This is a genomic window from Cupriavidus sp. 05L411, assembly GCF_056398045.1.
Window position 1 is genome coordinate 1 of record NZ_JBFTOQ010000015.1, and the last position, 20,581, is coordinate 20,581.

Sequence of the window (20,581 nt, forward strand, 5' to 3'; positions counted from 1 at the left end):
ACATCAGGGGCGATGGTGCTACGGCAAAACGCCCATGCGCACCTTCCTCGACTCGCTGGAACTCGCCAAGGAGAAACTGATCCCGCATTGAGCCGCGCTTCTCGATTCAACAGCCCGACTATCTGTCAGATCGAGTCCCAGCTAATACAATTGAAATCTCCGCAACATTGGTGAGGTGGCGCAGTTCCGGACCTGGCCTCAGGCCGTCGCTAAATCTACGGACTGCTGATTCCTCAATGTCCACCTTGTCGATACCCATATTCGAAAGCGTAGACAACAGGTTCTTTCGCCTCTGCTCCGCCAGCTTGGCTGACACACCTACGCGCGCATTCTGGCGAACATAGCCCAGATACTTCCCTCCACTCGGGAGCCATAGTCTAAGTTGTGCCCGCCAATTTGCCAGACGCATGACCTCACTTGCCGATAGATCAGATCGACCATTTGAAAACACGGGCTCGTAGTCAACATACCCCAAGGTGCACCCCATTGTGGGAAGTGAAAAACAGAACGCAGTCAAAGCCAGGCTTCTTTTCACTATGACCTTCATACCGGCGTCAATCTGCAATCCTTTACCTCACAATTGGCTGGGGCCCTGGGCAACAAGGATGCGGGCAACGGGGATCGAGGGCAAGTTCCGCGATATTTGCATAGCGCCGTAATCCCGATGTCACCGTCTTTTCGGTGGTGAACTTGCCAACGACAACCTTGGCAATATCCACATTGCTTACACCGAGATTGCTCAGCGTGGCGAGAAGACTCCGACGCCGCGCTTCCGCCAAGCTACCTGGCACACCCGCACCCTCATGCTCATTGATTCTGATGTAATACCTTCCGCCGTTCGGGTACACCTCTTTTAACCGAATCTTCCACTCAGCCAGCTTGATGACCTCCTTTGCGGACAACGCTTCCATTCCCGGCTCAAATTCTGCATCGTAGCCTAGGAATGGAGGGGTACAGGCCGACACTTTGATAGAAATCAGCACAGCAACCGTGAATATCAAAACCTTCATCATGGCCTCCATACTGGACCACTATCGAGCCATTTCGGAATGTTCACAACATAACAGGCAATGTTATCTGCCATTTTTATGCAAAACTCATTCTGCTCAGCAGCCCGCTGCTGCGAGATAGATGGATAGTACCAATCATCGCCACTGTCCATCGCAGCAGGAAAATGGGAAACCTCGTGCACCAACGTAACCAATTTTGAGTCTTTAAGACGATGTATTCCGTCATACCTCATATTCTCTTCCTCCATTCGACAGAAGACATCACTAAAAAAAATTGTAAAAGTGCGATCAGGCTTACAAACGGAAGCGACAGAGGGAATCTCCCCATCCTTCGCGCGCGGCACGCACCCAGCCCTGGCGAGCGCTTCCTTTGTTTGGCGCTCATAGTTCCTGTCAGTCAGCCCACGCATGATCTCCAGCATCCGAGCCAACCCATCACGCAACGTCTCGCGCGTATCCTCCCTCGCATTGCCAAACCAGAGCCTGACCTTGTCCTGATCCGCCCGATTCCACCGGTCCAGTTCGACCAGACGGTCAGCCAGCAGCCGCACAGCCTTGTCGCGCAGCCGGTTCATCGTGGCGTAGAACTCCGCGTTGCTCATGTTCTGGCAGATCAGCGTGGGATCGTTTTCAGCCGTTTCCCTGGGCACCCCCGCCACCAGTTTGTTCGATGCCTCCACCGGCGAGGCGGCAGCGCTATCCGCCGGCAAATGCGTGTGACCGCCGTGGTTCACCTGAATGGTGAAGGTGTTCTGCGAGGCAATGACAATCGGCTTGACCGCACATTTGCAGTTGACGCGGGCGCCTTCCACCAGGATCTGCTTGTCCATCAGGCTGAATGCGGGGTAGCAGTCATTGGTGACGGTGCCGCCGCTCTTGCACACCGGGCAGGTGGCAAAATCCCCTTCGACGCCAACCCGCGCGCCGTGGTGCGTCATCTCCCCGGTGCCCATCAGCATGCCGTTGTTACTGGTGCGATCCCCGTCGCGAAGCGCACATCGCAAATTCATCATAAGAAGACCTCTCTCATAGCGTGTTCTTGCTGAAACTCGATAACCGGCCTGAAGCCGGCCGTTCAGGCAACCGCCTTGCGATCCGGCTTGCCGAAGAAGACCTCGATGGGCACGAAGTGCCATTGCGCGGCTTCGGGGTCGTAGAGGGCAACCTGGTTGATCTGCGCGCCCACGCAGACCGTTCCCGGCATGCGCTGTATGGCCAGCGCCACGGCCTGATGCCGTTGCTGTTCCGTCCAGGTTTCCAGCAGGCAATGCGCATCCGCATGCGCGAACAGCCCGGCGTGTTCGCGCAGGCGTTCGTACCTGGCAATGCCTTGCTGGTCGATCTCGAGCTCGATGGCATCGCGCCGCGCTGGGGGGATCTCTTCGGTCTGCACCATGCAAACGCTGGCGAGCGCGCCTTTGCGCCGGACCACGATGCGCCCATCGCTCGCAGCCCAGCCGCAGTGCAGGTTGATATGGAGCTTTCCGCCGCTATCCCGGATCAGCGTCCGGGGATCGAAAGCCGCCGCAGGCACGACGTGATACGGCTTGCCTGGGCTAGACACGAACGCGGCGTTCAGCAGTGCGTCAAAGGGCGAGATATGGACGGCCAGTGCCGAGCCGGCATCGGCGTTGCCCTCCTCCACGAATTCGCAAGAGGCGTTGCACCAGTCCGGCTGGCCCTCGCGTGGCGCGTAGTTGATCAGCACGAACAGCGCTGGCCGGGTGTGCAGAACGTGCCCGCATGGGCGAAAGGGCGTGTTGGGCAGCGCCATAAAAGTGCACCTCCTATAAGTTACATTCGGGGTGCCTCAATCTATACCCAACACGGTGCGATAAAAGATTAGGAAATTTCTGCTTTTGCTTGGGGATTGCGCGAAGGCAGGGGTAAAGACACTGCTGACGCAGCAATATCAGCGGTCCCGATGCTTCAACGCGAACAGCGTCATCCCCCAGAACGGCACCCACCAGATCAGGTCGCTGCACAGCACGAACAAGCCACTGCGCCATGCGAACACGCCGGTCAGCGCGCCATGCAAGAAGCCCAGCGGCCCCAGCGTCTTGCCCACCAGTCCCACCACCACCAGCGGCCAGTAGCGCAGCATGTCCTGCGCCGCGATCCAGTAGCCTAGCGCGTAGACGCCCACCATCATGCCAATGCAGCGGATCATGGCGTCAGGCGTGGCCGGCATGCCCAGCCAGTCGAAGATCTGCGACGGCCACAGGCTCAGCGCAATCGCATAGAGCAGGTTATAGACGGCTGCCAGCCGCAGTACGGCGGGCATCCACGCCGGTACGCGGGGCAGGCTGACGGACGCATGGCGCCCGATGGTTGGATTGGACTTCATGCCACATTCTCCAGGTAAGTCTCGGGTTCAGATTCAGATTCAGGTTCGCGGATGGTCAGCACGCCGTCATAGCGCAGCAGGTAGCCCAGGCGTGGCGCCCATATGCGCACGTCGCAGCGATAGCTATGCGCATCCCGTGCGCGTTCGCTGGCCAGCACGTGCAGCCAAGGCACGGTCAGGCCGAACAGGCTGACGCCGCGGCTGGCCTGCCACAACCGGCCGGTGCCATCGACACGCGTTGCCAGCACGATTGCCAGCGGCCCCATGCGTTCCGTCACCTGCCCGGCCTGCGCGAGCCGCATGCGGCTCGCCACGATGTGCCCGCCGATGCTGCGGTGCCAGCGCTCGCCGGCGGGCTCCGGCGAGATGGTCACAAGGGTCGCCGCCGCCGCCGTGGGCCGGGGCAGCGCCGACAGCCGCATCAGCGCGCGCAGCCAGCGCCGCGCGCTCCAGCGCACTCTCAGCGTGCCGCGCAGGTGCACGCCCTCGGCACGATGCACGCGCTGCAGCACCGGCGGCAGGCTGGCCAGCGCGGCACCCAGCATGGTCCCGTACAGGCTTTGCGGGCCCGCGTGCGTGCCATGCGCGGCTAACGTGTTCATCGACGTGCCCGCCCGTTGCCGAGCAGGTCCTCCAGCGCCAGTTGCAGGGTCGGGAAGCGGAAGGCATAGCCCTCCTGCTGCAGGCGCGCCGGCGCCACGCGCAGCCCGTCGAGCAGCAGCGTGGCCTGCTCGCCCAACGCCAGCCGCATCGGCCATGCGGGCGTGGGCATGAAGGCGGGCCGGCGCAGCAGCGCAGCCGCCGTGCGCACAAACCCGGCCTGGCTCGGGGTATCCGGCGCGACCAGGTTATAGGTGGCGACAGCCGCCGGGGCGGCTTGCGCGGCGTCGGCCCGGCAGAGCCAGGCGATCACACCAAGCACGTCGTGGATATGTACCCAGCTCTGCGCTTGCCGGCCGCTGCCCATCGGGCCGCCAAAGCCGAGCCACACCGGCATCAGCATGGCGGGCAGCGCGCCTTGATGGCCATAGACCACGCCGAGGCGCAGGATGGCTAGCGGGATGCCGAGCGGCGTCACGGCGCGGGCCGCGTCCTCCCACTGCTGGCACAACTGCGAGGCAAAGATGTCCTGCGGCGCGCTGGCCTCCGTACGCTGGCTCAGGTCGTCATCACCCTGGATGCCGTAGAAGCCCACCGCCGAGCCATTGATCATCAGGCGCGGCCGGTACGCTGCGGCGGCCAGCCACGCTGCCAGCGCGCGCGTGGTGCTCACGCGGCTTTCCACCAGGCTGTGTTTGCGTGCGGCGCTCCAGCGCGGGCCGAGGATGGGCGCGCCGGCAAGGTTGATCACCACATCGAAGCGCACGGCCGGATCGATCTCCGCCAGCGAGCCGACGCATGCGGCGCGGCCGTCGAACAGCTGTGAGGCCACGCGTGGGTTGCGCGCCCAGATCGTCACCCGATGGCCATCGGCCAGCAGCGAGCGCACCAGCGCCTGCCCGATAAAGCCGGTGCCGCCGGTCAGCAGGAACGACTGCGCGCGCCGGGAGGGATCGGCGCCGGTGAAATCGAACGACGGCGTAGCACCGGCGCGGGCCGCCAGCGAGCGGCTTGCGAACGCATCGCGCACGCCAGAGGCGGCCACGCCGAGCGCGAACACGCTCAGCACCCAGCTTTGCCAGCCTTGCGGATGGAAGTGCAGGCCCGATGGCAGTTCCCACCAGGCTTGCGAATGCCAGGCCAGCAGGCCAAAGATCACGCCGCCGTTGATGGCCAGCACGGTATGCGTCACCCGCTCGCTCGGCGGCAGGCTGCGGGTCTGGTCTTCCACCACGAAGTCGCGCAGCGTGAGCAGGATCTCGATGGCAACAATGGTCCATAGCGGCACCAGCCAGGTGCCGCCCCAGGCAAACCAGGCCAGGCCGCCAAACAGCACGCCGTACAGCACCGCCCGGATCGCGTGCAGGCGCAGCTCCGGCGCGGCGTTGTGCTGCTGCGGCAAGGCGCAGCGCAGTTCGTGATGCCAGACGGTATCGAAGGCACCCATCAATCCCTGCACGATCAGCAGGTTGAGGATGACGGTGTAGAGCGTGCCGCTGGTGGGGTCCATCTCAAGCATCCTTATTTACATTAATTTCTGTTTTAAGAGAAATATCTGGTCAAAAAAAGCGGCCACCGCAGCGGCCTGCTTTTCATGCCTGTGCTACTTGCCGGCTTCGCGGGCGCGCTGGTCGCCGCGCACCAGCTTCTGGATGCGCGCGCCGAGCTTCATCACCTTGACCAGGGTATCGGGCGACAGGCGCAGCATTTCGTCGCCCCAGCTGCCCAGCGTTTCCATCAGCTGCAAGGTGGCGATGATGCGCTTTTGCACTTCCTTGCTCTCCTTGGCGAACGCGGGATTGTTCACGCATTCGTGCAAGGCATCGATAGTGGGATCGAACTCGCGCTGCTTGCGCTCGCGCACCACGGTGCGGAACAGGTCCCACACATCGGTGATGGTCTCGAAGTGATCGCGCCGGTCGCCCATCATGTGCACGGTGCGGATCAGCTTCCAGTTCTGCAACTCCTTCAGGCTGTTGCTGACGTTGGAGCGTGCGACGTTGAGCGTGTCGGCGATTTCCTCGGCCGGCAGCGGATGCTCGGCAAGGAACAGCAGGGCGTGAATCTGCGCGACGGTGCGATTGACGCCCCACTTAGAGCCCATTTCGCCCCAGTGCAGGACGAAGCGTTGTGCGACTGGTTGAAGTTCCATGCCTGACAGTTTATCTGTTCGGAAATTTCCGTCAAGACAGAAACTCAACTTCCTTGCAGTCAACCTATGGCGGTCAGGTTCAGGCCGGCTGCGCCAGCGTGCTCTCGTTCTCCTTCACGTACATCGAGTTGCGCGGACGCGCGAACACGCGCCGCACCATCGGCTCGAAGAAGGACAGCGGCAGCGTGTCGTAGTCCTGCATGAAGGCCGCGCCGTCGTACTTGGCGCAGAACTCCGCGGTGCGCTCGAACAGCGCGGGCTGGTCGCGGAATTGCTCGCGCAGGTTGCGGTCCAGGCCCAGGTGATGGAAGAAGTAGTAGCCCTGGAACACGCCGTGCTTCTCCACCATCCACAGATTCTCCGGGCTGACGAAGGGCTTGAGGATGGCGGCGGCGATGTCGGGATGGTTGAAGCTGCCGAGCGTGTCGCCGATATCGTGCAGCAGCGCGCATACCACGTACTCCTCGTCGCGCCCGTCGCGGTGGGCCAGCGTGGCGGTCTGCAGGCAGTGGGTCAGGCGGTCGATGGGAAAGCCGCCGCAGTCGCCGTCGAGCAGCCGCAGGTGATCGAGCACGCGGTCGGCCAGCGCCTGCGCGAAGGGCATGAACTCGGCGGATATCGCCGCCCAGTCCTCGCGCGTGCCTTGTTCCATGTGGCTGAAGGTGGCGCGTGCGTGCGTGGTCGTTTCACTCATTGTGGGGTCTCCGTGCAGGGTGATCCTGCTTGTTTTGTTTGTGATGGACAACGATTCAACATCGATTGAAGAACGATTCTGGCACAGGTTTGGCGGCTACACTGTCAAGGACTTAACATTGCCGCCGCATGCCGCGGCGCATCAATCCGCATGCAGATCCGCCCTTACCTGGCCGCCGACGAAGCCGCCATCATCGACCTCTGGCAAGCCAGCGGCCTGACCCGGCCGTGGAACGACCCGAAGAAAGACATTGCCCGCAAGCTGACCGAGCAGCCCGAGTTGTTCCTCGTGGGCGAAGTGGAGGGCCGCCCGGTGGCATCGGCCATGATCGGCTTTGACGGCCATCGCGGCTGGGTCTACTACCTGGCGGTGCACCCGGATCACCAGCGCCGCGCCTACGGCCGCCGCCTGATGGCGCACGCCGAGCAGTTGCTGATCGAGCGAGGCTGCCCCAAGATCAACCTGCTGGTGCGCACTGGCAACAGCAAGGTCATCGACTTCTACCGCGGCCTCGGGTACGCGCAGGACGAGGCGGTCAGCCTGGGCAAGCGGCTGATTCCGGATATCTGAGCGCTGGGCGCGCAGGGAGTTTTGGCCATGTTCCGCATCCTCGGCATCGATCACCTTGTCCTGCGTACCGGCAACGTGACGGCGCTCATGCGCTTCTATGTGGACGTGCTTGGCTGCAGCGTCGAACGTGTGCAGGCGGAATTCGGCCTGATCCAGTTACGCGCGGGCGGCGGGCTGATCGACCTGGTAGCGTTGGACGGCCCGCTGGGCCGTGCCGGCGGTGCCGGGCCGGGCAGGGAAGGCCGCAACCTCGACCACTTCTGCCTGCGCCTCGATCCGTTCGATGCCGATACGATCGGCACCCACTTGCGTGCGCACGGCGTGGAACCCGGTCCCGTGGAGATGCGCTTCGGCGCCGAAGGCAAAGGCCCGTCGATCTACGTGCACGACCCGGACGGCAATATGGTGGAGCTCAAAGGGCCGCCCACGGGTAAGCAATAGCCGCTAGCCCATGTGACGCAAGGTGGGCATTCCGCCTGGATGCCCGCTACAATTCCCGCTCACCCCCTCGCCGCCCAGCGCGCCATCCGCATCCTCACGGCGGCCATCGTGCGGCGGTACATACCGCGTCCAGGCGCGCCATGACACGACAAGACGCCCCACCCGGCCCACGCGCCATCTCGCCACGCCAGCTGGTCTGGACACTTGGCATTACCGAAACGATTTCCTGGGGCACGCTGTATTTCGCCTTCACCGTGTTCATCGGGCCGATGAGCGCGACGCTGGGCTACTCCAAGCCCTTCCTCGCCGGCGGCTATTCGCTCGGGCTGCTGGTCTGGGCGATGTGCTCGTTCGCGGTGGGCCGCCTGCTAGACCGCGTGCCGGCGCGCGCCGTGATGTGCACGGGCTCCGTGCTGGCCGGCACCGGCCTGCTGCTGTGGGCGTGGAGCCCGAACCAGGCGACCTTCCTGCTGATGTGGATACCGATCGGGCTGGCCATGGCGACCACGCTGTACGAGCCCGCCTTCGTCGTGCTGCGCCAGGCCTTTGGCGATGGCTACCAGAAGTCCATCGTCACCGTGACGCTGATGGCGGGCTTTGCCAGCACCATCTTCGTGCCGCTGGCGCAATGGCTGGTGCTGCACCTGGGCTGGCGCGAGACGCTGCTGTGCTTCGCCGGGCTCAACCTCTTCGTCTGCGCGCCCTTGCACGCCCGCCTGCGCTATGCGGCGCATGCCACCTACGCGGCCGCGCCGGCGCCGGCGCCGCTGGCGGATGCCGCGCAACCGGGCATCGCCGGGATCGCACTGCGCCAGCCGGTGTTCTGGGCGGTGGTGCTGGCCTTCACCGCGCTGGCGGTGATTGCCTCGCTGCTGGGCGCCCACCTGATCCCGATGCTGACCGAAAAGGGCTTGCCGCTGGGCGAGCAACTGGTGGTGGCGGCGCTGATCGGGCCGGCGCAGGTGGTCGGCCGCCTGGTGATGATGCGTTTTCCCGTGCGCCACCCGCTGCGGCTGTCGCTGCCGGTCTATCTGGTGATGTGCCTGGGCCTGCTGTGCTTTGCGCTCGGCTATGGCAAATGGCTGATGCTGGCGGCGGTGCTGTACGGCTGCGCCAACGGCATCAATACCATGCTGCGCGCCATGGCCATGCCGGAACTGATCTCGCGCCACCATTACGCCACCCTCAACGGCCTGATGATGACGCCGGTGCTGCTGATGCAGGCCGCCGCACCCTGGCTGGGCGCATTGCTGTGGCGCGCCGCGGGCGGCTACTGGCTGATGCTGTGGGTGATGGTGGTGCTGGCGCTCACGGCGCTGGCGGCTTTCAGCTTTGCCCTGCACCGGCGCGGGCTGCTGCGCACGGCCAGCCACACGGCGGCGGCGTAGCCGGCCACGCTGGCTGGCTACGCCGCCGCCGGTCATGCGCCCGACGCACCGATGTGCGACGATGCTGGGCTCGATTACCCTGCCGCACCCGTCAGGGCACCCCCCGCGCCATCCGGCGCGACCGGCCGTGCCTGCCGCCCATATGCCCGATTCCGCTTCCCCCAACCTGACCCAGCCGCCCTCCCCCTCCTGCGCAGCACCCGCCGCCGCGCCAGTCAGCGCGCGGCGCGTGGAGCATGCCGCGCGCGCCACCATGGCGCTGTTTTTTGTCAACGGCGCCACCTTTGCCACCTGGGGCGTGCACATCCCGACCATCAAGGCGCGCTTCGGCTTGTCGGATGCAGTACTGTCGCTGGCCATGCTGGCCGTGGCCGGGGGCGCCATCGCGGCGATGGGGCCGGTGGGGCGCTGGGTGGGGCGCGTGGGCAGCGCGGCCGCTTGCCGGCGCAGCGGGCTGGTCTACGCCCTGGCTACCGTGGCCATCCTGGCCATGCCGGAGTTTGCGTTGCTGATCCTGGCGCTGATCGCCTTTGGCATGGCCAACGCGGCCTTCGACGTGGGCATGAACGCGCAGGCCGCCACGGTGGAGGCCAGCCGCGCGCGGCCCATCATGTCCGCGCTGCACGGCATGTTCAGCCTGGGCGGCATGGCGGGTGCGGCGGTTGGCGGCGTGCTGCTGGGCCTGGGCGTGCCGCCGCTGGCGCACGCCCTCGGCATGGCGGTGCTGACCGCGGCGGTCACGGCGGGCGTGGCGCCCTGGCTGCTGGACGACCATCCCGTGCCGCCACCTTCCGCGCATCACCGCGCGCATGCGGTGCGCGCGCTCTGGCTGCTGGGCCTGATGGCGTTCCTGGGCCTGGTTGGTGAGGGTGCGATGTATGACTGGTCCAGCGTCTACATGCGCGAGGTGGCGCTGGCGCCGGACGCCTGGATCAGCGCCGGCTATGCCGCTTTCTCCGGTGGCATGGCCTGCGGCCGCTTTGGCGGCGACCGCCTGCGCGCGCGCTGGCCGGACGCGCGCACGCTCGGCGCCAGCGCCTGGGTGGCGTTCGCGGGGATCCTGCTGGCACTGTTGTGGCCCGCGCCGGCGGCGACCCTGGTCGGCTTCGCGCTGATGGGCCTGGGCGCGGCGAACATGGTGCCGATCTTCTTCGTGGCGGCTTCGCGCCTGCCGGGTGTGACGCCGGCCGAAGCCATCTCGCGCGTGGCGCGCTTTGCCTATATCGGCTTGCTGATGGGGCCGGTGATGATTGGCGGCGTGGCCCATGTCACCAGCCTGCAATACGGCCTGGGGGTGGTTGCCCTCACCATGGGCTGGATCGCCATGGCGGGCGCGCGCCTGGCGCGCCCTTACCTCTTGGCCCGCAAGGGCTGATGCCCAGGCTGGCTCAGGCAGCCTCGCTCCATGCCACCGCATGGCGCGTGCCGGCCCCTTCGAACACGAAGGTGTCCATCGCCAGCACGCCATAAGTGACCTCATCGGCCACGCGTGCCACGCCGGCTGGCGCCTGCTTGGCGGGCACGCCTTCGTGCGGGCCCAGCGCAGCGCCCAGCGCCACGAAGAACGGCAGCAAATGCTCGTCGGCGGGATGGGCGCGGCGCGCATACGGCGCCTGCGCGCGATAGTCCGCGATGCGCGTGGTGTCGCCGGTGGCGAGCGCATCGTCCAGCGCCTGGATCATCCAGCCGCGGAATGCCTCCACATAGGGCTCGACGGGCGAGCCGTGCTGCTCGCGCCGGCCCCCGGCACCGAAGACTTCTTGCAGGTTGTGGGTAAAGCTGCCCGAGCCCAGCGCCAGCACGCCCTCGTCGCGCAGCGGTGCCAGCGCCCGGCCGATCTCGATCTGGGCTGCGGGGGGGAGATAGGGGTTCAAGGCCAGCTGCACCACCGGGATGTCAGCATCCGGGAAGAAATGCCGCATCGGCATCCAGGCGCCGTGGTCCAGCGGGCGCTCATCGTCCTGCAGCACTACCGCGGCGCCGGGGACTTGCGCGGCCTCGACCAGCGCCTTGACGCGAGCGGCCAGCGCCGGCGAGCCCGGGGCGTCGTAGCGCAGTTCGTACAGCGCGCGCGGAAAGCCGCCGAAGTCGTGCCAAGCCTCCTGCCGCTCGCGGGTGCCGACCACCAGGGTGCTGTAGATCCAGTGCGCCGAGACGACCAGCACGGCGCGCGGCTTGCGCGCCCTCAGCGCTTGGCCAAGGGCGTCGAAAGCGGCGCCGCTCGGGCCCGGATCAAGGGCGAGCATGGGCGAACCGTGGGAGATGTAGATGGCGGGAAGCATGATGGTGGCCTTCAAATCCTTTTGATAGCGGTGTTCAGTTTGACAAAACTGCCCAGCCCCTGCGCCGCCTATTTGCGGACACCTCCATCAAAAAACTTGAATTCACGCGGCGCCACCGCACTTTCCACCACCGCATGCGCCCCCAGCCCACCCTGCGAGCGTGGGGTGCACCACACAACGCTTTAAAGATTCGGACACGCAGCGGGCAATCGGCTTATGATTCCAGCACGGGGTCCGGCCCAGCTTTGCGCGGCGCAATGCGTCGTCCGCGCGGGCCCTGGCAAACCCCGCATGACTGGATACGACGCGCCCTGAAGCGTGTCAGGTTGGAGAACACCGTGGTCAAGCGCACAGCCCACAGGCCCTTGCTGCCCCATGCAAACTGGTGGCAGCCAGGCGTGTATGCAAGCGGACCGGCTGTGCTCCTATGGATCGCCGCCCGCCTTCCCGCCCCCTTGCTGGTCGATGTATTCAATGCGCCTGGCGCCCCGGCGCTGCTCAACCATGTGGGCGATTCCGTCTTCGTGGCCGGGTGGGTCGGCAGCGCCCTCTGGCTCTGGCTCACGCGCCAGCGCCCGGATACGCCGGAGCCGCAGCAAGAAGCCGGCCCGGGCGAGGCGCCCGACGCCCGCAGCGCGCGCCAGCATCACGCCAGCCAGCCCTGAATCCGGCCGTCGCGCGCCCTGGACGCCGGGCACGCGCATGCTTGCTTCACGTGGAACATTCCACGGGGCGCTGGCCGCACAGCCGGCCATGCGGATCTGACTCCACACGCTGCCATCCTGCTGGCCAATTAAAGAATCGCTTACTATTCTGCCTTTCAGAGTGCATGTCCGGTTTCGGGGCAGGCCTCCCGCCGATTTCTCACCGCATCAAACGCCACATGCAAGCCAACGCTGCAATACCTCAAGTCCACGAAATATCCAAAGCCCAACGACGAAAGGCCATCCTCGCCGCCACCATCGGCAACGGCCTGGAGTGGTTCGACTTCACTGTCTACAGCTTCTTTGCACTGATCATTGCCAAGCTGTTCTTCCCCACCGGCAATGACCTCACGTCTTTCCTGCTGACCGTCGCCACCTTCGGCGTGGGCTTTTTCATGCGCCCGGTCGGCGCCATTGTGCTCGGCGTCTACGCCGACCGCGTCGGCCGCAAGGCTGCGCTGACCCTGACCATCCTGATGATGGCGCTCGGCACCGCCATCATCGGCCTGGCGCCCACCTATTCGTCGATCGGCCTGTGGGCACCGGCGCTGATCGTGGTGGCCCGGCTGATCCAGGGCTTCTCGGCCGGCGGCGAGGTTGGCGGCGCCACCGCCTTCCTGATCGAGCACGCGCCCGACGAGGAGCGCGGCGCCTACGCGAGCTGGCAGCAGGCCAGCCAGGGCATTTCCTTCATGCTGGGCGCTGCCATGGGCGCGCTGGTGATCAACGGCCTGGAGCCGGAGCAGATCGATGCCTGGGGCTGGCGTATCCCGTTCCTGTTCGGCCTGCTGATCGGCCCGGTCGGGATGTATATCCGCTCGCACCTGGAAGAGCCGCCCGCCTTTGAGGCCCGCCGCGCCGAACGCGCTGCCAGCAAGGTCAAGTTCTCGCCGCTCACCCAGGTGCTGCGCGACCATCCGCGCGAAGTGCTGGCCGGCCTGGGCGTGACCATCCTGTGGACGGTCTGCACCTATGTGCTGGTGTTCTACATGCCGTCGTACGCCAAGCAGCAGCTCGGCCTGCCGCTGGGCGCCACCTTCCAGTCGACCGCACTGTGCGGCGCCATCATCCTGGTGCTGTGCCCGCTGATGGGCATGCTGTCCGACCGCGTGGGCCGCAAGCGCATGCTGGGCACCGTGGCGCTGATCATCGGCGTGCTGGCCTATCCGCTGTTCCACTGGCTCAACGTCTCGCCGACCACCCAGACCCTGCTGATGGTCCAGGTGATCCTGGGCATCCTGCTGGCGGCCTTCACCGGCCCGGCACCGGCCGTGCTGGCCGAGCAGTTCCCCACCGAGGTCCGCTCCACCGGCCTGTCGCTTGCCTACAACTTCGCCGTGACCATCTTCGGCGGCTTTGCCCCGCTGATCGTGACCTGGCTGATTGCATCGAGCGGCAGCAAGCTGGCGCCGGCCTACTACGTGATTGCCGCGGCCGCGATCAGCTTTGTCGCGCTGCTGTTCATGCACGACCGTACCGGCAAGCCCCTGCAGTAATACCGCCGGACGTCGCTTTGAAATGAAAAAGGCCAGCCGCAAGGTTGGCCTTTTTCTTTGCGCTCAGTCCGGCGGCGCCTGCGGCGCGCCGAGCACCCGCAGCAGCCGCCAGGCCATCAAGCCCAGCACGCCGACCGCCAGCAGCAGCGCACCCCACAGGATAAAGTGCCGGTTGCGCTGGGTGTCCGAAGGCACGGCCGCCGGCGGCGATGCCGTCATGCCTGCAATCCGGGCGTCGGCGATCACCGGTGCGGGCCCGGCCAGCAACTCGGCCCGCGCGACCGCCCCGGGTTCTTGCGCCGCGCCCGCCGGCTCACCCACCGCCAGCGAGAAGGGCTGCGCGCCGCGCGCGACAAAGGTCACCACGGCGGGGCGCCAGCCAAGCGCCAGCACCGGCATGCCAGCGCCAAGCCCACCGGCGCGGGCATCCACGCTCAGGCGCCACAGGCGATCCGTGTTGCGCCCGATCGCCAGCTGCGCGCTTTCCTGCTCGGTGCCCGCCGCGCCGGAAAGACGGTAGAGCTGTGCGCTGCTGACCATGCGCCAGGCTGCCTGCGCATCGGGCCGCGACCACAGCGTGGCTTGCACCACCGTGTTGGTCTGCGGCAGGCGAATGCGCACGCGCTCGGCCGGAAAGCGTCCGCCGCTGTCGAACAGGTAATCGCCCCCAGGCTGGGCCTGCGTGGCGACGATGCCGTCGCGCCATTGCAGCGCCAGCGGCGAAGGCAGGCTGGCCGCCACGGTCTCCACCTGCACGCGCGCCGGCACGGGCGGCGCGCCCTGCCACTGCAGCCGCAGGTAACGCGCCCGCAGACGCCCCAGCGCAATGCGGTCCTGGCTCAGCGTGCTGCCCTCGCGGCTTAGCCGCAGCAGCTGCGCGCCGCCCGCGGCTTGCCAGTGCTGCAGGTCGTCGCTGCTGGCAACGTCCACCCTGCCCTGGTAATCGCCATCCGGCAGGCCGATCACCACCGCGCCGGCGTCGTCGCGCAACTGGCTCAGGTCCAGCAGCCATGCCCCGGCAGTGCCGGCCGCGGGCGGGGCGGTGGCTGCGCGCAGCGCGCCGTCGGTCCCGATCACCACGCCCAGGGGCGCGGACTGCCGCGACTGCGCGGCCGGCAGCGCAAACCACGGCACATCGTGCAGCGTGCGTACCTCGGCCGCCGGCTCGGGCGGCAGATCCAGCGCGTAAGGCAGCAATTCGCCCGTGCCGTTGCGCACGCGCAGGTCAGCCAGCCCGGGGCGCGTGCTATGGGCGTAGACATCGGCGTCCAGGGTCACGGCGTAGTACGCCGCGTCGCGTTCGGTCGCCAGCGCGAACCGCTCAGCCCGCGCGGGCAGCGGCAGCAATAGCGATGACAGCAGCGATGGCAACAGCGCGGCCATCAGCATCGGTAGCGCCCGCCCGGCCGCGGTTCGGAAAGCCGCCATCACGTCGCCTCCTCTTGCTTTGGCGGCAGGGGCGAGAAGTAGCCGATCAACAGCAGCAGCACGCCCACACCGATAAACGAGATGATCCGCTCGATGCCCTTGACGAAGGACAGGTCGAACAGGAACAGCTTGACCACCGTCACCCCCAGCAGCGCGCCCCCGACAAACCACAGCGCGCGCGAGCCGCGGCGGGTGGCTGCCACCATGGCGATCAGCGCCAGCACGGTCCAGAACATTGACAGCGACGCCTGTACCAGCGTTGAGCCGGCCAGGCCCTCCAGCGTGTAGGGCACGCCGGCCCAGTGGTGCAGGGTGCGCAGGAGCACGGCGTTTAGCCACAGCAACACCGTGGCGATCGCAGCGTACCCGAGCACGCGCGGCCGCGTGGCCAGGCCCGCGGCGGCAAGCCGGTGCTGCCACAGCGCCACCGCCAGCATGGCAAGCAGCTGGGCGACATCGAGCGGGTTGAGCAGCGGCAGGTAGGAAAGCGGCGCGGCGTCGCCGTCGCTGGACACGCTGGCAATGCTCCACAGCCACAGCAACGCCACCAGCGGCAGCGTGCCATACAACAGGTAAGCACGCTGGAAACGCCCCACCGGCCAACGCAGGCGCCAGCCCCAGGCCGAGAGCAGCGCCAGCAGCCCGCCATAGCCATAGGCCCAGGCGCTCCAGCTCCAGGCGCCCTCCGGCACATAGGCACGCAGCCGCCAGTAAGCCTCGGTGGACAGCAGCACGCACACGGTCCAGAACAGCAAGGCATGCATGGGCGCCAGCAAGGCATCGCGTTCATCGTCCTGCTGCCGCCGCAGCAGCAGCCAGGCCGCGCCAAACACGATCAACCAGGCGAGCGCGCCAAAGCCGAGCAAGGGCGACGCCGACGGCACGATGCAGCTAAGCACGGCCAGGACCGCCAGCAGCGGCGCCATGCCCTGCGCCGGCACGCTGGCCAGCGGCCACGCCAGGACGCGCCGCGCCACGTGCGCCAGCCACGCGCTCAGCACCGTGAACAACGCCAGCATGTCGAGCAGCGCGCGCACCTGCCAGCCCCGCACGCCGTGCCAGTGCTGGATTTCGATCACGCCGCCGCCCAGCCACCACAGCAGCCCCCACAACGCCGCCCCCAGGCCGAACGGCGCGCATGGCGCGGACCAGGCACGCGCCTCGGGCCGCCCGTGCAGGCGCCAGCCGCTGAAGACACCGGCCATCGCCAGCAGCAGCGTGCCCACGTAGCGGCTGTTCAGCACCGGCCACGCCAGTTGCGTGGCATCGAACAAGCTGCCCGCGGCAAACGCCGCGCCGGCCGCCAGCTGCAGCAGCAGCCCGCTGGCCAGCGCAAGGCGCCGCTGCTGGCGCACCCCAACCCACACCACGGCAGCGCCTTCCACGGCCCATACGGCGCTTGTGGTGCGCCCGTCGAACGCCAGCGGCACCGCCAGCGACGCAAAGATGACCCCCAGCGCCAGCACGGCTTCAAACAGCAGCCCCAGGCGATCGCGGCGCGCCGCCAGCCAGGCCGCCAGGCCGAGATAGAACGCCGCGAGCGCCACCGCGCTCCATGCCATGGCAAAAGGAGTATTGCGCACCAGCGCGGCCTGCAGCCCCATGGCCAGCAGCGGCGTGCCGAACACCAGCGTGCCGTCCACGTAGTCCTTCAGGCTGAGCTGCCGGCGCAGCGCATAGCGCAGCGCGATGCCCGTATACATCAGGAAAAACAGGATCAGGAACGGCTCCGTGGTGGCGAGCAGCTCGGGCCGGTAGTTCAGCGCGCCCCAGGCCGTGCCGATGCCAAAGGTAAACGCGAAGCCGAGCAGGTTGAGCTGGCGCCAGGCCCGGAACCAGGCAATGGCAAAGATGCCGGCATTGAGCAGCGCGTAGTAGCTGAACAGCATCACATGGCTGCCGCCGCCCGTTGCGATCAGCACCGGGGCAAGGAAGCCGCCGGCGCTGCCGGTGAAGGCCAGCGCCGGGGCGTTCTGCAGCACCGCGAGGCCGCCGGCGAGCGCGCAGATGACCACCATCAGTGGGAACGCGGCCGCGGCCGGCAGCAGGCCGTAGAGCTTGGTGGCGGCGAAGACGGTGAGATACAGCACGCCCACGCCACCGCCCTGCAACACCAGCGCATAGGCGGCGCGCCGCTCGCGCAGGCGCCAGCCCGCCAGCAGCAGCAGCACCGCGCCAGCCGCCACGCCAGCCAGCCGGAACTCGACCGGCAGCATGGCATTGTCGGCGGCGTACTTGAGCAGGAACGCCACGCCGAAGAACAGGATCAGGATGCCCACCCGCACCACGCTGTTGCCGCCAAGCAGCCAGCCGCGCGCGGCGGATATCGCGCGCTCGACGAAATCGGGTTCGCCCGGCCCGAGCGTGGACGAAAGCGGTGGTTCAATGTGGCGCGCGCTTGCAGGTGCGGGAGCAGATGCCAGTGCCGGAGCTGGCGTGGAGATCGGCGCGGGTGCCGCCTCAACCGGGATCGGGATCGCCGCCGGGATGGACGCCACTGGCACCGCGACGCTGGCAGCCGGCTCGAAGAACGGGGATTCGCTGGCTGCCACCGTACCCGGCGCTGCGCCAAGGGCCGATGTGGCCGATGGGGTGCCCGCGCTCTCGCCGCGCAGGCTCGCCAGTTCGCGCTTGAGCGTGGACAGCTCCTGCTCGAGCCGGAGCACGCGGGCTTCGAGCGGAGCCGCCGCCGCGCCCTGCGCTTCGCCCTCACCAGGAGGCCGGGTGGGCCGGTCGCTCACCATCCAGCCAAAACCGAAGCCCAGGACCGCGCCCGTCAGCGCACCGCCAAACCCGGCCGCCACCATGCCGAGCACCAAGCCAATCACCCCGAATATCCAGCGCATCAGATGAGGTTTCGCCTAAGAAGGTTGGGGAAGGCGGCGGCCGTTGGTGCGGATACTGCGTTTGCCGGCACCCATAACCGCCTGCATCATGCGTGCCCAGTGTAACGCCAGGCCGACATTTCCAGGCGATTCCGGGCGATACGCGCCAGCTGGGCGCTTAACCGGGGAGTTATTCTTCTTCGCCCTCTTTATGGATATTGATCACATGCCGCGCCTCGAACCAGAGCGGCATGCCGGGCGCCATTTCCTCTGTGCAATAAGGCTGGTTGTCCAGCTCGCCACGGTAGAGATCGCCCTCGCGCCCGGTCACGATCACCCACATGCGTTCCACATGCTGCTCCTCGCGGTCCTGCTCGTCGGCGGTGACGATGCGAAAGATCAGCTTCACCAGCTGGCCGGCCTGCAAGGCCTGGCGCTCCGCCAGCGCCGGCACCCAGAACGTCTCGGGGTGCGCCTCGCCAATGACCTCGCCGTCGTCGAGCTGCCAGCCGTCTTCTTCGATGGTCGCCAGTCGTTTTTCCATGTCAGTCCTCTTAATCAATTCGTCCTTTACGGGCGGCATCGTAGCAAATACGCCCCGAGGCCGCGTGGGCGCGACATGCCGCGCGAGTCGCTTTAAGATGACAGATCGAAGGAGACCGCACCCATGGCAGCAGATAGCAACGTAACAAAAAAGGTGGCAACGAAGGTGCCGACGAAGGGGCCGAAGAGCGTGGCACCGAAAGCAGCGAAGAAAGCGGCGCTACCGGCAACAAACATCGTGGCGGACACGGAGCGCCAGCGTTGCAGCTGGTGCGGCACGCTGGAAGATTACTGCCACTACCACGACAACGAATGGGGCTTTCCCGTCGACGACGACCGGCGCCTGTTCGAGAAGCTATGCCTGGAAGGTTTCCAGGCCGGCCTGAGCTGGCTCACCATCCTGCGCAAGCGCGAGGCGTTTCGCCGCGCCTTCGCCAACTTCGAGATTGAAAAAGTGGCCCGCTTCGGCGAACGCGATATCCAGCGGCTGCTGGGCGACGCCGGCATCGTGCGGCACCGCGGCAAGATCGAGGCGGCGATCAACAACGCGCAGCGCGCCCTGGAACTGCTGGAGACAGAGCCGTCGCTGGCCGCGTACTTCTGGCGCTTCGAGCCCGATCCGGCCAGCCGCCCCAAGCTGCTGACGCCGGAAGTGCTGCGCACCATGGCCATCTCGCCGGAATCCACCGCGCTGTCCAAGGACCTGAAGAAACGCGGCTGGCGCTTTGTCGGCCCCACCACGATGTACGCGCTGATGCAGGCGATGGGCCTGGTCAACGATCACCGGGAAGGCTGTGCCACGCGAGAGGAGGCCTTGCTCGCAAGGCAAGCGTTCAAGGTGCCGCGAAGGTGAGGTAAACGTCGGGCAGGCGACGGCAGCACGTATACCCACTGGCGAGGAAATTCAGCCAGGTATACGTGAGGAGCGCTGCGACAAATGCAGGCAACGTATACTTCCGGCGCAATGGTTGCCTTATGTCTTTCTTTATTGTTTACGTATACCAATATAGTAGTAGTAGGTAAACGGCCCGTTTTCCCGTGGATAAGCCGGTTTTTCCCTTTCCGCTCAATGACTTGCGAATAGGATAAGCCCTAGGGAATACCCTGATCTCGCGGGATATCTACTGGACGTATACGTGGCGAGAAAAAATCGCCTCGAAGTTGTTCGTATACGCCCCACAACCCACCCCCAGCCCGGGCACAGCTTTCCTGCCTGCTTATCCCCAGGGTTTTGCCAGGTTATCCACAGCCCGGCCGGGGTAGTCGCCTCTCGCTTTCATCGATCGCATGTTGTGTCCTGCCCAACCGCGGCCAGCCTGCGTGTCTGTCGTTCTCCAACAGGTTTACCCGGAAAAGTGGCGACGCCTCCGCTATTGGCGCCGCCAGGCGGGTGGCATGGTCCATGCGGTTAAGGGTTCAGAGCGCGGCGCCGATGCTCGTTTCCTTCCACGTTGCCACCTTTCCGCCTGGAGCCATCGCTCCTTTGGAGAACCGTCATGAAGATCAACCGCCATGAACAACGAGAGAGCCGGCCCTGCTCGCGCATGCAGGCAGCGATGCGAACGCTGCGCCGAGGTGTCCTGTTGATGCGCGTGCTCGCGCTATGCGCGAACAGCATCGCCTATGCCCAGCCCCCCGCACCAGCCCAGTCATTGGTCACGCCCGAGCAGACGTTTGCGCAGGGTTACCTCGAAGCCGTCTCCACCGGCTATGACAACGGCCAGGCGCTGCTGGGATCCGAGGGCATTGCACCCGTGCGGTTGCCGCATTCGCCTAGCCCGCAGATCAGGCCGTCCCCGGCGCCGTCCGCACCGGCACCCGCGGCCGCAAATCCATCGGTGGTCCCGGTTTCGCAAAAGACGCGCCGCGAGTAACCGCAGTGAGCCGTTAGAACGACGTGCGCCCTGTGGGCGCATCAGGGAATGCCGTACCCAAAAACAAAAAACGCACTACGTCGTTAAACGTAGTGCGTTGTCTTGTACTGCGAATCCTGGTGGACCGAAGGAGGATCGAACTCCCGACCTCTGCATTGCGAACGCAGCGCTCTCCCAGCTGAGCTATCGGCCCGTGACGAACGATTGTAGCTCAGTTTTTCGCGGCT

20 protein-coding genes and 1 tRNA gene are annotated in these 20,581 nt (G+C 66.3%); 8 read left to right on the top strand and 13 right to left on the bottom strand.

What is annotated here, in order from left to right; genetic code table 11:
* Nucleotides 1–569: 569 nt before the first annotated feature.
* The 8 genes from AC1DQR_RS18940 to AC1DQR_RS18975 all read right to left on the bottom strand — a co-directional run bounded on the left by AC1DQR_RS18940 (nt 570) and on the right by AC1DQR_RS18975 (nt 6,803).
* The gene (locus AC1DQR_RS18940; RefSeq protein ID WP_477133544.1) at nt 570–1,013 is read right to left on the bottom strand and encodes a hypothetical protein; all 444 of its coding nucleotides are present in this window, start codon (nt 1,011–1,013) and stop codon (nt 570–572) included.
* Nucleotides 1,010–2,023, bottom strand: coding sequence for a M35 family metalloendopeptidase (locus AC1DQR_RS18945; protein WP_416049883.1), 1,014 nt, complete (start codon nt 2,021–2,023; stop codon nt 1,010–1,012). Before AC1DQR_RS18945 ends, AC1DQR_RS18940 begins: the two co-directional genes overlap by 4 nt.
* Nucleotides 2,024–2,085: 62 nt before the next feature.
* Nucleotides 2,086–2,784, bottom strand: a complete 699-nt coding sequence (locus tag AC1DQR_RS18950) for a hypothetical protein (protein ID WP_416049884.1) — start codon at nt 2,782–2,784, stop codon at nt 2,086–2,088.
* Between the two features lie 138 nt (nt 2,785–2,922).
* A complete protein-coding gene (locus tag AC1DQR_RS18955) occupies nt 2,923–3,357 on the bottom strand; it encodes a hypothetical protein (protein WP_416049885.1) in 435 nt (144 codons plus the stop codon).
* Complete coding sequence (locus tag AC1DQR_RS18960; protein WP_477133545.1) at nt 3,354–3,959, bottom strand: DUF4166 domain-containing protein; 606 nt, start codon at nt 3,957–3,959, stop codon at nt 3,354–3,356. Before AC1DQR_RS18960 ends, AC1DQR_RS18955 begins: the two co-directional genes overlap by 4 nt.
* On the bottom strand, nt 3,956–5,467 hold the full coding sequence (locus tag AC1DQR_RS18965) for a TIGR01777 family oxidoreductase (protein ID WP_416049887.1): 1,512 nt from the start codon (nt 5,465–5,467) through the stop codon (nt 3,956–3,958). The genes AC1DQR_RS18960 and AC1DQR_RS18965 overlap by 4 nt, the downstream gene beginning before the upstream one ends.
* A 93-nt stretch (nt 5,468–5,560) precedes the next feature.
* The gene (locus AC1DQR_RS18970; RefSeq protein ID WP_150991189.1) at nt 5,561–6,109 is read right to left on the bottom strand and encodes a GbsR/MarR family transcriptional regulator; all 549 of its coding nucleotides are present in this window, start codon (nt 6,107–6,109) and stop codon (nt 5,561–5,563) included.
* Between the two features lie 79 nt (nt 6,110–6,188).
* Nucleotides 6,189–6,803, bottom strand: a complete 615-nt coding sequence (locus tag AC1DQR_RS18975) for an HD domain-containing protein (protein WP_043350459.1) — start codon at nt 6,801–6,803, stop codon at nt 6,189–6,191.
* A 150-nt stretch (nt 6,804–6,953) separates the two neighbouring features.
* Here AC1DQR_RS18975 and AC1DQR_RS18980 point away from each other — a divergent pair, with 150 nt between their 5' ends.
* The 4 genes from AC1DQR_RS18980 (at nt 6,954) to AC1DQR_RS18995 (ending at nt 10,577) form a co-directional block, all read left to right on the top strand.
* Nucleotides 6,954–7,373 carry a GNAT family acetyltransferase gene (locus AC1DQR_RS18980; RefSeq protein ID WP_416049889.1) on the top strand — a complete coding sequence of 140 codons (420 nt, stop codon included), beginning with the start codon at nt 6,954–6,956 and terminating at the stop codon, nt 7,371–7,373.
* 27 nt (nt 7,374–7,400) lie between these two features.
* Complete coding sequence (locus AC1DQR_RS18985; protein WP_416049890.1) at nt 7,401–7,814, top strand: VOC family protein; 414 nt, start codon at nt 7,401–7,403, stop codon at nt 7,812–7,814.
* A 35-nt stretch (nt 7,815–7,849) separates the two neighbouring features.
* Nucleotides 7,850–9,202 (top strand): MFS transporter, encoded by a 1,353-nt coding sequence (locus AC1DQR_RS18990; protein WP_416050400.1) that lies wholly within the window; start codon nt 7,850–7,852, stop codon nt 9,200–9,202.
* 253 nt (nt 9,203–9,455) lie between these two features.
* The gene (locus AC1DQR_RS18995; RefSeq protein ID WP_416050401.1) at nt 9,456–10,577 is read left to right on the top strand and encodes an MFS transporter; all 1,122 of its coding nucleotides are present in this window, start codon (nt 9,456–9,458) and stop codon (nt 10,575–10,577) included.
* 13 nt (nt 10,578–10,590) lie between these two features.
* On the opposite strand, the gene AC1DQR_RS19000 is transcribed toward AC1DQR_RS18995, so the two are convergent.
* Nucleotides 10,591–11,484 (bottom strand): DODA-type extradiol aromatic ring-opening family dioxygenase, encoded by an 894-nt coding sequence (locus AC1DQR_RS19000; protein WP_477133546.1) that lies wholly within the window; start codon nt 11,482–11,484, stop codon nt 10,591–10,593.
* Nucleotides 11,485–11,903: 419 nt separating this feature from the next.
* On the opposite strand from AC1DQR_RS19000, the gene AC1DQR_RS19005 reads away from it, so the two are divergent.
* Nucleotides 11,904–12,149, top strand: coding sequence for a hypothetical protein (locus AC1DQR_RS19005; RefSeq protein ID WP_416049892.1), 246 nt, complete (start codon nt 11,904–11,906; stop codon nt 12,147–12,149).
* Nucleotides 12,150–12,367: 218 nt separating this feature from the next.
* The gene (locus AC1DQR_RS19010; protein WP_416049893.1) at nt 12,368–13,684 is read left to right on the top strand and encodes an MFS transporter; all 1,317 of its coding nucleotides are present in this window, start codon (nt 12,368–12,370) and stop codon (nt 13,682–13,684) included.
* A 63-nt stretch (nt 13,685–13,747) separates the two neighbouring features.
* Here the strand turns inward: AC1DQR_RS19010 and AC1DQR_RS19015 are convergent, their stop codons facing one another.
* The 3 genes from AC1DQR_RS19015 to AC1DQR_RS19025 form a co-directional block, all read right to left on the bottom strand.
* A complete protein-coding gene (locus AC1DQR_RS19015; RefSeq protein WP_477133547.1) occupies nt 13,748–15,112 on the bottom strand; it encodes a DUF3999 domain-containing protein in 1,365 nt (454 codons plus the stop codon).
* On the bottom strand, nt 15,112–17,958 hold the full coding sequence (locus AC1DQR_RS19020) for a DUF2339 domain-containing protein (protein ID WP_477133548.1): 2,847 nt from the start codon (nt 17,956–17,958) through the stop codon (nt 15,112–15,114). Before AC1DQR_RS19020 ends, AC1DQR_RS19015 begins: the two co-directional genes overlap by 1 nt.
* Nucleotides 17,959–18,127: 169 nt before the next feature.
* Nucleotides 18,128–18,481, bottom strand: coding sequence for a DUF2314 domain-containing protein (locus tag AC1DQR_RS19025; RefSeq protein WP_416049895.1), 354 nt, complete (start codon nt 18,479–18,481; stop codon nt 18,128–18,130).
* A 123-nt stretch (nt 18,482–18,604) separates the two neighbouring features.
* Between AC1DQR_RS19025 and AC1DQR_RS19030 the strand changes: the two genes are divergently transcribed.
* Together AC1DQR_RS19030 and AC1DQR_RS19035 are read left to right on the top strand one after the other, a co-directional pair.
* Complete coding sequence (locus AC1DQR_RS19030) at nt 18,605–19,333, top strand: DNA-3-methyladenine glycosylase I (RefSeq protein WP_416049896.1); 729 nt, start codon at nt 18,605–18,607, stop codon at nt 19,331–19,333.
* A gap of 643 nt (nt 19,334–19,976) precedes the next feature.
* A complete protein-coding gene (locus AC1DQR_RS19035; protein WP_477133549.1) occupies nt 19,977–20,354 on the top strand; it encodes a hypothetical protein in 378 nt (125 codons plus the stop codon).
* Between the two features lie 117 nt (nt 20,355–20,471).
* Here AC1DQR_RS19035 and AC1DQR_RS19040 read toward each other — a convergent pair.
* A tRNA-Ala gene (locus tag AC1DQR_RS19040) sits at nt 20,472–20,547 on the bottom strand.
* Between the last annotated feature and the right edge of the window lie 34 nt (nt 20,548–20,581).

Coding starts and splice junctions, on each gene's coding strand:
- AC1DQR_RS18940 (WP_477133544.1), bottom strand. CDS start 1,013: ATGATGAAGGTTTTGATATTCACGGTTGCTGTGCTGATTTCTATCAAA.
- AC1DQR_RS18945 (WP_416049883.1), bottom strand. CDS start 2,023: ATGATGAATTTGCGATGTGCGCTTCGCGACGGGGATCGCACCAGTAAC.
- AC1DQR_RS18950 (WP_416049884.1), bottom strand. CDS start 2,784: ATGGCGCTGCCCAACACGCCCTTTCGCCCATGCGGGCACGTTCTGCAC.
- AC1DQR_RS18955 (WP_416049885.1), bottom strand. CDS start 3,357: ATGAAGTCCAATCCAACCATCGGGCGCCATGCGTCCGTCAGCCTGCCC.
- AC1DQR_RS18960 (WP_477133545.1), bottom strand. CDS start 3,959: ATGAACACGTTAGCCGCGCATGGCACGCACGCGGGCCCGCAAAGCCTG.
- AC1DQR_RS18965 (WP_416049887.1), bottom strand. CDS start 5,467: ATGGACCCCACCAGCGGCACGCTCTACACCGTCATCCTCAACCTGCTG.
- AC1DQR_RS18970 (WP_150991189.1), bottom strand. CDS start 6,109: ATGGAACTTCAACCAGTCGCACAACGCTTCGTCCTGCACTGGGGCGAA.
- AC1DQR_RS18975 (WP_043350459.1), bottom strand. CDS start 6,803: ATGAGTGAAACGACCACGCACGCACGCGCCACCTTCAGCCACATGGAA.
- AC1DQR_RS18980 (WP_416049889.1), top strand. CDS start 6,954: ATGCAGATCCGCCCTTACCTGGCCGCCGACGAAGCCGCCATCATCGAC.
- AC1DQR_RS18985 (WP_416049890.1), top strand. CDS start 7,401: ATGTTCCGCATCCTCGGCATCGATCACCTTGTCCTGCGTACCGGCAAC.
- AC1DQR_RS18995 (WP_416050401.1), top strand. CDS start 9,456: ATGGCGCTGTTTTTTGTCAACGGCGCCACCTTTGCCACCTGGGGCGTG.
- AC1DQR_RS19000 (WP_477133546.1), bottom strand. CDS start 11,484: ATGCTTCCCGCCATCTACATCTCCCACGGTTCGCCCATGCTCGCCCTT.
- AC1DQR_RS19010 (WP_416049893.1), top strand. CDS start 12,368: ATGCAAGCCAACGCTGCAATACCTCAAGTCCACGAAATATCCAAAGCC.
- AC1DQR_RS19015 (WP_477133547.1), bottom strand. CDS start 15,112: ATGGCGGCTTTCCGAACCGCGGCCGGGCGGGCGCTACCGATGCTGATG.
- AC1DQR_RS19020 (WP_477133548.1), bottom strand. CDS start 17,958: ATGCGCTGGATATTCGGGGTGATTGGCTTGGTGCTCGGCATGGTGGCG.
- AC1DQR_RS19025 (WP_416049895.1), bottom strand. CDS start 18,481: ATGGAAAAACGACTGGCGACCATCGAAGAAGACGGCTGGCAGCTCGAC.
- AC1DQR_RS19030 (WP_416049896.1), top strand. CDS start 18,605: ATGGCAGCAGATAGCAACGTAACAAAAAAGGTGGCAACGAAGGTGCCG.
- AC1DQR_RS19035 (WP_477133549.1), top strand. CDS start 19,977: ATGAAGATCAACCGCCATGAACAACGAGAGAGCCGGCCCTGCTCGCGC.